Genomic DNA, 10,919 nt, shown 5'->3' with positions numbered 1-10,919 from the left:
CCGTGAGGAGGGGGAGGGAGCCCGGACGATGGCCAGCGCGTGGGGTTGCCCGGAGGCAACGAGGCCTCCGGGCAAGCGACTTGCAGCTCCGGAAGGGCCCAGTTCTCCTGGGACTGCGGGAGCGGAGAACGTACTTCGTCTGCTGGTGGTGACTGATGACTGACGGCTACGTCCGCTGGTACCGGGAGTCGGCGGCCACCTCGGTCTTCGCGGAACAGACGGAACTCTTCGCGGAGTACGGGATCCACCTCCCGCACCCGGTGAAGGGCGAGGCAGTCGTGCTCGACGTGGAGGGCGAGGACGTGCCGCTGGGGCGGGAGGAGCTGAGGCTCCTGCTCGGCCGCCGCATCGCGTCGATCACGATGAACTGGTGGTTCTCGGCCGACACCAACGTCGTGGACGCCTTCGTGTACGAGCCGCTGGGCTGCGAGATCCAGACTCTGTGGCTGGACGGCCTGTCGGCGGACGAGGCACGCCGCGTCGAGTCGGCCGTGACCGCGGCGGTGACGCGCCTGCCGGTGCCGACGCGCGCGGTGATCGTGGACCGGCGCGGGGTGACGGACCCGGAGGACTGGGACTCGTCGGTGCTGTACGACGGCGACGAGGTCCCCCGCTTCCCGGACACGGTCGTGGCCCGGGGCCACGTCGCGGAGAAGCTCATGGTCCGGACTCCTGGCCTGGTCCGGGAGCAGGCGGGCACCTGCCTGCACCGCGTGACACGGGGCCCGAGCCCGGTCTGAAGAGGGGGGGGCTCGGCAGGAGAGGCACGGGTGGGAACGGTCCGGGGCCGGCCGGGGGTCGGCGCAACCGCCGGTCAGCCCAGGATCCCCACCTGGTAGAAGAATTCGTACCGTGTGGGGTCGTCCGGCAGGAACCAGTGGAAGCCCTCTTCCAGAAAGACCGCCACCAGGTTGACGGCGATCACCACACCGACGAACCGGACAACGATCCGGCCGATCGGCCCGTAGAGGCCCGTCGCCGGGATGGACCGGTCCGCGGTGAGGTGGGCGAAGGCCAGTACGATGCCGATCGCCACCACCGAGGCGACGAAGAGGATCCACGCCCAGACGTACATGTGCAGGCCGAGCACCGGGTCCCCGTACCCCTCGTCGCCCGGCAGGATGTGCAGCATGGTCTGCCGCCAGGCCGTGAAGCCGCCGCCGATGCAGGCGACCAGGGCAAGTCCCCAGCCCATCATGTAGTCGCGTCCTGTGATGCCGCCGGTCATGCCCTTGCGCACGATGGCTCCGGCGCCGAGCGCGGCCAGCAGCATGAACATGCGCTGGACCATGCACAGCGGACAGGGGTGGTCCCAGCCGATGAACTGGACCCCGAGCCCGGCGCAGACGATCCCCGTCCAGCCGACGGCGAAGAAACAGGCGAACCAGTACTGGACCTTGCCGAGGAGGGCGGAGCCCCCGGTGTCGCCGAGAGGTGCGGTGAGGGAGGCCATGTCAGTAGCTCAGCCCCAGCCCCAGGCTGCTGGTGATGTGGTGCGAGAGCAGCAGGATGACGGCGGCGAGCAGAACCCACCAGCCGATGAGCAGAAGGGTCCGGCCGCGTTGTCGGTAGAGCACCAGCCAGGTGGCGAGCATGCCGCCGAAGATGAGGGTGTCCATGGCGGCGGACGGTACGCAGCAGGCTGACGCCCCAGGCGTGAGCGCGCCGGGCGACGGCCCGAAGTCCACGAGAAGGGACCAACGAACGGTCGGGCGGCCCCCTCTGGGACGAGGGCCGAAGCGGAGGGGCCCGAACTCGTTGTCAGTGGCGACGCCTAGAGTCTCTCCCACTCGTCACGGTGCGTTGCCGCTGACGGGTTTCATCAGCGTGCCGCCGGTTCGGCGGCCGTCCGGAACAACGGGGAGAACAGCGCATGGGGTGGGTTCCGGCGGGCGACTACGAAGTCGCTCTGGAGGCGGGCAAGGTGGTCTGCCGCAACGGGAAGGGCCGACGGCTGAAGTCCGTCCCGGCCAGCTTGAAGGACGACCCGGCGGTCGTCGGGCTCCGGCAGTTGACCGAGTGGCTGGAGCGGCACGAACGCCGGTGCCTGACCGACGTCGAGCAGTGGATGGTGCGTTCGCTGCCCGTCCCCACGGCCGTGCTCGCCAGGGTCTGGCCGGACCCGGCGTGGCAGGCGGCCCTGCGGGACGTGGTGGTCACCGGTGCGGACGGTGGGGTCGCCGGGTTCCTGCGCGATGTCGATCCCGACCGCGGCCTCGGCCTCGTCGACCTGGACGGCGACACGGTCCGCATCACCCCGGACGTCGTCAGCGTGCCCCACCCCGTCCTCCTCGACGACCTCGACGACCTGCGGGAGTTCGCGGTCGAACTGGAGGTGCGCCAGAACGTGGAGCAGTTGTTCCGCGAGGTGTGGCGCCGCCCGCAGGGTCTCGCCCCGGACACCACGTCCGTGGACACCTACGCCGGTGGCGTGTTCAAGGAACTGCGCTTCCTGCACGGCCGCGTCACCCAGCTCGGGTACCGGTCGCGCGGCGGATACGCGGTCTGCCCGGTCGTCGAGGACGGCGTCACCGCCGAGGCACGCATCTGGATCGGCGAGAACGACGGATACGGCGAGTACGACACCGAGACGGGCCCGCTGACCTGGGCCGACCCTGCGGGGCGCACGCTGACGGCCGCCGAGGTCGGCCCCGTCGCGTGGTCCGAGGGCATGCGCATGGCGGCGGCGCTCCACGCCGGCCGCGACGTGGCGGACGAGGAGCGGGCGGCATGAGCACCACGACGACGAACACCCACACGAACACGGCGGCGACGGGCGCGGCTCCGCTGCCCGCCCAGGCCCGGGGCGAGAGCAGCTCCACCCCCGCAGCCGAGGCCCGCGCCGCGGCCCTGCTGGACGCGGGCGCGATCCTCCCGGCCGCCACCGTCGACCGGGACGACGCCGACGCGCTGACCGCCCGCACCTACACGCACACCGCACTCGGCGACCGCCCCGTGGTCCGGCTCGTGCCCGGCACTCTCGGCGAAGCCGAGGACCTGGCCCTGGAGTTCCTCGGACTGGCCCGGACCGCCGAGGCCCCCGTCGTGGGCCAGGTGCGCCGGGAGACGCTGGGCTTCCCGGCCTGGGCGCTGGTCAACGACCCGGCCAACGGGCACCACGCCCTGGCCCTGGTCAAAGACATCGAGAGGCTGGGCCGACAGGCCAAGACCCGCGCCGGAGCGGCCAAGGACGGCTTCGACGCACTCGGCACCCGCCTCGGCCGGGCCGTACCCCACTTCCTCCCCACCTACTACGAGCAAGTGGCACGCCTCTTCCTCCAGGCCGAGAACACCACCTACGCCGCCACCTTCTTCGGCAAGGCCCGCGAGGCCGAGCGGGTGCACGGGCTGGTCGTGGACGAGGACCGGCAGCGGGCCGTCTTCCTGGAGTTCGCCTTCGCCGGCGCACTGACCGTCAAGGCCCTGCGGCAGTACGTGCGGGACCTGGTGGCCAGGCTCGCACCGGCGGACGCCTGGGCGCAGTTCCGCCGTTTGCTGGTCGAGCGCTGCGCGGCCGGCATGCCGCCGTACGCGGCACTGCCGCAGGACGTGCGCGCCCTGGTCAAGGCCGCCGGGCTGGACCGCGAGGCCGCCGAACGCGAGCTGGTGGCCGATCTGATCGGATCCCCGGGAGTCGTCCGGGCCCCCGCCTCGTTCTGGGCGACCTACCGCTCCGCCCTCATCGCCCTCGCGCAGAAGGATGCGGCCGTGCGGGCCCGGCTCCTCGGCTTCTTCCCCGAGACCTTCAGCGAGGGCGACCGGGACGCGGACGGCGAACCCGGCTGGCTCGCGTTGCTGGCCGAGTCCGGCACCGAGGACCTGCTGACCGCCCTCCCGCACACCCTCGGCAACGCTCCCTCCGACCCCGCCGACCCGTCCGTCTCTCCGGCAGACTGGCTCGCCCGCTGGGAGGCACACCGCCGGCGCAACCGGGCCACCCCGGGCCGCAGCCCGCAGACCCTCGACCTGACCGCACGGATGGCGGACCGGCTGCGCGCAGACGGGCGCCCCGTCGAGCTGTTCCAGGGCCGCTGGCAGCGCACCGCCGACCTGGACCTTCTCGACCTCTGCCTGGCCTCGGGCATCCCCGTCGCCGAGCCGGACGACCACGACACGGGCACCACGCAGCCCCCCGGCGTCCCGGTCGGCCCGTGGCTCACCGACACCGCGCCCGGCGCGCGGGACCTCACGGCCGTCGCCGAACAGCCGGTCTTCCGCGCCCTGCTGAGCCGGAACGTCGGCGGCCTCGGCGACGGACGCGGTCAGCGGCTGGGCGACGCCTCCATGGCGAAGCTGGCGGCGCACCCGGTGCTCTCGGGAATCCTGCGGGAGTGGCTCACCGCTCGCGCAGAGGAGTACACGGCCGCGCGAGGGCTCCCCGCACTGCACACCGCTCTCCAGAGGCTCTCGGCGTTCCGCGCAGTGGTCGCAGACGTCGCCCCGGAGGCCGTGCGACTCCTCAAGGGGCACGACGTCGTGCCGCTGCTCGCTGCCACCCTGCGTACCGGCGTCCTCGACGAACTGGGCTGGCCGGCGCTCGACGAGACGTACGCCGAACTGGCCGCCGAGGCCGCCGCCGGACGTCAGCGGCACCACCGCTCCGAGGGCGTCGGCGTCACCGGAGCCTGGCCCGCGCTGATCCTGAACACCCTCGAACGGGCCGTCGTCATCGGCCCGGAAGGCGTTCTGCTGCGGCACACCCTGCGGCTGCCCGCCACCGTCGACCACTGGCGGACGATCGCCCTCCGGTACGTCGACGGCGAGTTGCTGGTCATCTGGTGGGAGGACGGCAAGCAGCGCGGCTACTGGTCGCACCGCCCCGCCGAGGTGTTCACCGTCGGCGGCGAGCAGATCCCCCGCTGGGGCGGTTCAGGACCCTCCGACGAGGTCTGCCTGCCGCTGCCCGGCGGCGGCAGGGCCACCGGCGGCAAGACCCTGCACGCGGGCGACACCTCCCTCCCGCCCCAGCGCGCCGTCATCTCCGACGGCACCGGTCACTGGCGCGAAGGCCGCCAGGGCACGCAGCGGGTGTGGCTGGAGTACGACCCGGCCGGCGGCACGCACGGCCGCGCTTCCCTCCCCGCCTTCCTCCGCTCCGGAGTGCGGGACGGCACCCGGCTGCTCGCCGAGCACTGCCAGGTGCTGCCCCTCCAGCCCGGTCTGGAGACCACCCCGTTCGGCACGGACGGCACGGTCCTCGGCCGCTGGGTCCGCCGCACGGTCACCGAGCCCGGCACGGCCGCCCCCGCCGACGGGCACCGGATCGTCGCCGGCACCCCCGACGGCCACACGGTCACCCTGCCGCACCCGCTGCCCGGCGGCGGCTCCCCGGTGCCGCTCGGCGCCCTCACCCTGCCCGGCGGATCACGGCCGGTCGCGGCCCTGCACCACCGCTCCGTCGAAGCGCACCCGGCGGACACGGACGGCGCCGGCGGCAGCCTGTGGTCCGTCACCCCCGACTCCTCCGGTGGGAACGACGCTGCGGGCACCCCCTACGTGCCTCCCGTCTCCTACTGGCACGCCCTGCGCCCGAGGGACGAAGGGGGCTCCCTCGCACTGCGGAACCTGACGGACTCCCGGGCGGGGGAGCTGCTCAAGGAGGTCGCCGCCGCGGTCGCCCGGCACCTGGAGGCGTTCCGGGCCGTCGAGGAGTACACCGGGCCCTCGTCGCGGGAGCTGAGCGAGGAGGCCGTCGCCAGGGTGCTGCCCGAGGTGTCCGACGCACGGCTCCTCGCGGGCGTCACCGGGCTCGTCCGGAACGCCGTGGACCGGGCTGCCGCAGCCGCCCGGTACCTCGAACCGCCCCGGCCCGTACAGCCGGCCACTCCCCGGAACGCCGCGCGCACCCAGGGCATGTTCTTCGACCAGGAGCCCGAGCACGGCGACGACACGACCCTGCGGAACGCCTCCGCCTGGGGCTCCGAGCGGATGCGCGGCGGCTGGTGGGGGGCCGGGAGCCGGTGGACCACGATCCGGCAGATCCTCGCCGTCAACCATGTCCTCGGCGGCGAGCCCGCGTTCGGCCCGCCCACGCCGTCCAAGGTCCCGTTCACCCCGGTGGACGGCTGGCAGCGGGACGAGTACACCGTGCCCGGTGACTCCCTGGGCTGGACCTCCCTCCTCGACAAGCTGCCCGAACTGGCCTACCGGGCCGCCTCGGAGACCACCGCCCCCGAGCACCGAGCCGGGCTCCTCCTCCTGCTGGAAACCCTCGTCGCCGGCCCGCTGGCCGACCCGGCGGGCACGGTCAGGCAGGTGGAACTCGTCGAGCCCGTCGCAGGCGGAACATCGGCGTCGGGACGCCACGAGGCCGTGCACCGCCTCGGCCAGGTGCTGCGCAGAGGCGCCCGTACCGTCGTGGTCATCGCCGGCCGCGGCCGGAACGACCGCAACGACGCGGCACGCTGGCTCGCCCTGGATCACGACCCGACCGGTGCCTTCGGCCCCGTTCCCGGCTTCACCCTGGACCGTGAGCACGTCCACCGGCGGGGCATCGCCCGCGACCGGCTCACCCGGCTCACCGCTCTGGTACGGGAGCAGGGCCCGGCACCCTGGCGTCCGGAGGCCGCCGAGGCGTTCCACACGGCCACCGGAATCGGTCCCCTCCAGTCCGCCGCCCTGCTGTCGGCGGCCGTCGCGGAGCCCGGCGCCGAGGCACTCGCCCTGCTCGGGGCGAAGACACGTGCCTTCGAAGCGGCCCAGGCCAGGCTCGACGCCCTGCCCCGCGACGACCGGCACGCCCTGCTCCAAGCACTGCTGCCCGCCGACCCGGCCGAGCTGTGGTCCACGGGCCCCGACGTCCGGGCCGCCACCGAGGTCTGGCAGGAGCGCCTGGCCTCCCTCGTCCGCGTCCCCGAGGAACTGGACCTCGACCTGTCGGGCACCGACCCGGGCGCCGTCGACCTGATCCTCAACACGGGCACCCGGACCTGGCTCGCCCACGGCACCGACGTCCAGGACGGCACCGGCCGCCCCGGGCTGCGCCGGGTGAGCGCACGCGGCGCGGTCTCCTCGGCCCTGACCGCCCTGCACACCCTCGCCTACACGCTGCCGTACGGGCACCCCCTGCGGGCGCAGCTGCCCGTCGGGCTCGCGGCCCTGCGTGGCCGCCTCGCCGACCCGGGCCTGGTACTGGACCTCGGTATGAACTGGACCGAGTCGGGGGACCCGGTCGGCCCCGCGATCCGCGCCGCCCACGGGCTCCCCGAGTCCGGCGGCGCCGACGCCGACGGACTGGTCCGGGCCGGCACGGCGCTGCTCCTCGCCCCCGGCCACGGCACCCACGAGAAGCTGCTGATCCGCCCGGCCGGCCTGGCAGGCCCCGACGACCCGGCATTCGGCCTTGTCGAGGGCACCGTCGCCCGTCACGGCAGCGGCGATCTCCTCGCCCTGCGCGCACTGCTGGGCGAGGAGACCGACGCGCTGGCCTCGGCGGGCGCCCCCGACAGCTCCCCGCACCACCCGCCCCAGGACCCGACGCGTACGGTGCCGGACCTGGTGGCCGAGGCCGTCGACTTCCTCGGCCTGAGCGAGGACGCCGCCGCCCTCTATCTGATGCTGCTCGCCCTGCCCGACCCGACGGACCGCAACTGCGTCCGCTGGACCGGGTGGAAGCCGGCCCGGACCAAGAAGGCCCGGGCGGAACTCGCCGCCACCGACCTCGTCGTGGAGGCGAAGCGCTCCCGCGCCGGCCGCACCGTGTTCCTCCCCTGCGGCTGGCTCGAACGCGGCGCCCCCGGACTGCCGTTGGAGACCTGGAAGGAACGCCTGTACCCCGTGGAGGGGTCCACCCGGACCCTGCCCCACCTCCCCGTGCCCGCGCTGTACGCAGCCGCCTGGGCACGGGTCCGCGACGGCGACGCCCCCGCCTTCGAAGAACTGGACACCCGCGCACCCCGGAAGGGCCGCCGCCGATGACGAACGACACCACGACCACCCTGGACAGCACCACGGGCGGCGTCCCGAGCCAGGCGACGGCGCCCGGGCAGGAGCACCGCCAGGTCACGCTGCCCGAGGACCGGTACGCCACCGAGCTGGCCTTCCTCGCCGCCCACGACCCCGGCCCCCGCCCGCTCGGCTGGCTGCTCACCCCGCGTGCCGTCGTCACCTTCGTGATGGGCAGTGCGGGCGAGCCGCTGAGCCTGCCGAAGGGCGCCAGGCCCGGAGCCGGGGTGCCGCGCCGCCTGGTGATCGAGCAGAAGTTCGTCGGCGAACGCGCCCTGGTCGAAAGGTGCGTGGTCACCCTCGCCGGGGAGCGCGGGCTCCTCCTCGTGGGCGAACCCGGTACCGCCAAGTCCATGCTCTCCGAGCTGCTGTCGGCGGCCGTCTGCGGGACCAGCGCGCTCACCGTGCAGGGCACCGCGGGCACCACCGAGGACCAGCTCAAGTACGGCTGGAACTACGCGCTGCTGCTCGCCCAGGGCCCCACCGAGCAGGCCCTGGTGCCGTCCCCGGTGCTCACCGCCATGACCCGGGGGGCCGTCGCCCGCGTCGAGGAGGTCACCCGCTGCCTGCCGGAGGTCCAGGACGCCCTCGTGTCACTGCTCTCCGAGCGCCGCATCGCGGTCCCCGAACTCGCCGGCGGCGAGGGCGCCCAGGTGCACGCGGCCCCCGGGTTCACCCTCATCGCCACCGCCAACCTGCGGGACAAGGGCGTCTCGGAGATGTCCGCCGCGCTGAAGCGCCGTTTCAACTTCGAGACCGTGGGCCCCATCGGGGACGTGGACGCCGAGACCGCGCTCGTCCGGCGCCAGTCGCGGGCCGCCGTCGAACGCGTGGGCGCCGCCTACCAGGTGGACGACGCGATCCTCGAAGCCCTTGTCACCGCCTTCCGGGACCTGCGCGAGGGCCGCTCCGTGGAGGGCTGGGAGGTCGAACGCCCCTCCACGGTGATGAGTACGGCGGAGGCGGTCTCCGTCGCGGGTTCCCTGGGTCTGGCCGCCGCCTACTTCCCCGGCGACCGGGACGTGCTCTCCCTCCTGCCCGGACACCTGCTCGGCGTCGTCCGCAAGGACGACCCCGCCGACGCGGCACGGCTGCTGGGGTACTGGGACGGGCCGGTGCGCAGACGCGCGGAGCAGGGGTCTGCCACCTGGCGTGCCCTGTGGGACCTGCGCGCGGTGCTGGAGAACTGACGGATGAGCGAGCCGACCACCCCCGAGAGGCGGATCACCGCCGAGGCGTCGACCACTTCCGGGACGCCGTCCCCCGCCGAGGTGCCGACCACCACCGAGCCGCGGATCACCGCCGAAGCGTCGTCCACGGTCGAGGTGTCGACGACCGCCGGTGCGTCGGCCGCTTCCCCGGTGCAGGCCCCGACGGCCGGACCCGCCACCCCGGAAACCGCGGTGGCGGCCCTCGCGGCGACCGGACCGGGCCTGCCGTTCCTGATCGGCGTGCGCCACCACGCGCCCTCGCTGGCCGCCATCCTTCCGGCGCTGCTGGACGCGGCGGCCCCCGACGTCCTCCTCGTCGAACTGCCCGCCGAGTTCCAGCCCTGGCTGGGCTGGCTCGCCCACGAGGAGACCGAGGCCCCGGTGGCGCTGGCCGCAGTGCCCGCCGACGGGCCCGGGCCCGGCCCGGCAGGCGAACGGGGGCCGGCCTTCTACCCGTTCGCGGACTTCTCGCCCGAACTGGTCGCTCTGCGCTGGGCGGCCAGGAACGGCGTCCCGGCAGTGGCCTGCGATCTGCCACTGGCAGACCGGGCGTGGGCGGGGGACGGCCCGGACACCCCCGCCCCTGCCCCGGGCGCCGACTCCGCGCCCGTGTCGGGGGAGGGGCACGGACTGTCGGCCGCGCTCCGGTCCCGGCTCACCGGCCGGGAAGGCGACGACCTGTGGGACCGGCTGGTGGAGGCACGCGCGCCCGGTTCGACACCCGAGGCGCTCCGCCGTGCCGCCCTCCTCACCGGCTGGGCGCTGCGTGACGAGGCCGAGGCGCGGGGCGGGGTGCACGGCACGGACCTGGTGCGCGAGGCATGCATGCGCGGACATGTCGCCGCGGCCCTGGCGGGCGGGCGGCGGCCCGCCGTGGTGGTCGGCGCCTTCCACACCCCGGCACTGCTGCCGACCGCTACGCCGGCACCGGACGGGCCTGCCGCCGCGCCCGTACCGGACGCATCCGCCGCCACGTCCGTACCGGACGGTCCTGCCGCCATGTCCGCGCCGGGCGCATCCGCCGTCACGCCCGTGTCGGAGGCGGACGGCCAAGTGGGCGGTGCTGCCGGGTCGGTGGGGTGCACGGTCTCCCTGGTTCCGTACACGTACCCTCTGCTCGACTCCCGGTCCGGCTACCCGGCCGGCATCCGGGACCCGGAGTGGCAGCACACGGTCCTGGACGCCGCCGGGGACCCGGCCGCGCTGCACGAGGCGCTGATCCGCACCGCGGTCCGCGTCTGCGCCGCCCTGCGCGAACAGGGCCACCCCTACGGCCCGGCGGACGCCCGGGAGGTCGTCCGGGTGGCCGGTGACCTGGCCCGTCTGCGCGACCTGCCCGCCCCCGGCCGGGGTGAACTCCTGGAAGCCGTGCAGACGGTGCTGGGACGCGGCGAGACCTACGGCACCGGCCGCGCCGTCGCCATGGCCCTCGAACGCGTACTCGTCGGAGCCCGTACCGGACGGCCCGCTCCCGCCGCTCCGCGCAGCGGACTGGGCCCCGCCGTCGAGGCCGAGACCGCGGCCCTCTCCCTCCCCGGCCCGGAGGAGGCGCACGAGAAGACACCGCGCGACCTCCGGCTCGACCCGGCGCGCTCCACCCTGGACCGGCGCCGCGAACTGCTGCTGCGCAGGCTGACGGTGTGCGGCATCCCCTACGCGCAGGAGCAGGGAGTGACCGGCGCGGCGGGCACGGAAGGACTCACGACGCGCTGGCAGGTGCGGTGGACCCCGGCGACGGCCGCGATGCTCACCGCGGCCGGGGCA

7 protein-coding genes are annotated in these 10,919 nt (G+C 74.6%); 5 read left to right on the top strand and 2 right to left on the bottom strand.

The genetic code is table 11. The features are described 5' to 3' along the window. Positions 1-155 precede the first annotated feature (155 nt). The gene (locus ACWGIG_RS31380) at positions 156-740 is read left to right on the top strand and encodes a hypothetical protein (protein WP_453325077.1); all 585 of its coding nucleotides are present in this window, start codon (positions 156-158) and stop codon (positions 738-740) included. 74 nt (positions 741-814) lie between these two features. On the opposite strand, the gene ACWGIG_RS31375 is transcribed toward ACWGIG_RS31380, so the two are convergent. Further along, a complete protein-coding gene (locus ACWGIG_RS31375; protein ID WP_453325076.1) occupies positions 815-1,453 on the bottom strand; it encodes a disulfide bond formation protein B in 639 nt (212 codons plus the stop codon). A 1-nt stretch (position 1,454) separates the two neighbouring features. Beyond that, positions 1,455-1,619: a DUF5993 family protein gene (locus ACWGIG_RS31370; protein ID WP_453325075.1), complete on the bottom strand. Its 165-nt coding sequence runs from the start codon at positions 1,617-1,619 to the stop codon at positions 1,455-1,457. A gap of 254 nt (positions 1,620-1,873) precedes the next feature. Between ACWGIG_RS31370 and ACWGIG_RS31365 the strand changes: the two genes are divergently transcribed. The 4 genes from ACWGIG_RS31365 to ACWGIG_RS31350 all read left to right on the top strand — a co-directional run. After that, entirely contained in the window at positions 1,874-2,734 is an 861-nt protein-coding gene (locus ACWGIG_RS31365) for a DUF4132 domain-containing protein (RefSeq protein ID WP_453325074.1), read from the top strand. Continuing rightward, on the top strand, positions 2,731-7,917 hold the full coding sequence (locus ACWGIG_RS31360) for a hypothetical protein (RefSeq protein ID WP_453325073.1): 5,187 nt from the start codon (positions 2,731-2,733) through the stop codon (positions 7,915-7,917). Before ACWGIG_RS31365 ends, ACWGIG_RS31360 begins: the two co-directional genes overlap by 4 nt. Then, positions 7,914-9,134 carry an ATP-binding protein gene (locus tag ACWGIG_RS31355; protein ID WP_453325072.1) on the top strand — a complete coding sequence of 407 codons (1,221 nt, stop codon included), beginning with the start codon at positions 7,914-7,916 and terminating at the stop codon, positions 9,132-9,134. Before ACWGIG_RS31360 ends, ACWGIG_RS31355 begins: the two co-directional genes overlap by 4 nt. A 3-nt stretch (positions 9,135-9,137) precedes the next feature. After that, positions 9,138-10,919, top strand: a 1,782-nt coding sequence (locus ACWGIG_RS31350; protein WP_453325071.1) for a DUF5682 family protein, incomplete at its 3' end; no start/stop codon positions are given.

The sequence above is a fragment of the Streptomyces sp. NPDC054863 genome (assembly GCF_053610825.1).
This window is presented reverse-complemented; position numbering and strand designations above follow the sequence as displayed.

Bases quoted from the DNA above. Each gene is read 5' to 3' on its own strand.
- ACWGIG_RS31380 (WP_453325077.1), top strand. From the start codon at position 156: ATGACTGACGGCTACGTCCGCTGGTACCGGGAGTCGGCGGCCACCTCG.
- ACWGIG_RS31375 (WP_453325076.1), bottom strand. From the start codon at position 1,453: ATGGCCTCCCTCACCGCACCTCTCGGCGACACCGGGGGCTCCGCCCTC.
- ACWGIG_RS31370 (WP_453325075.1), bottom strand. From the start codon at position 1,619: ATGGACACCCTCATCTTCGGCGGCATGCTCGCCACCTGGCTGGTGCTC.
- ACWGIG_RS31365 (WP_453325074.1), top strand. From the start codon at position 1,874: ATGGGGTGGGTTCCGGCGGGCGACTACGAAGTCGCTCTGGAGGCGGGC.
- ACWGIG_RS31360 (WP_453325073.1), top strand. From the start codon at position 2,731: ATGAGCACCACGACGACGAACACCCACACGAACACGGCGGCGACGGGC.
- ACWGIG_RS31355 (WP_453325072.1), top strand. From the start codon at position 7,914: ATGACGAACGACACCACGACCACCCTGGACAGCACCACGGGCGGCGTC.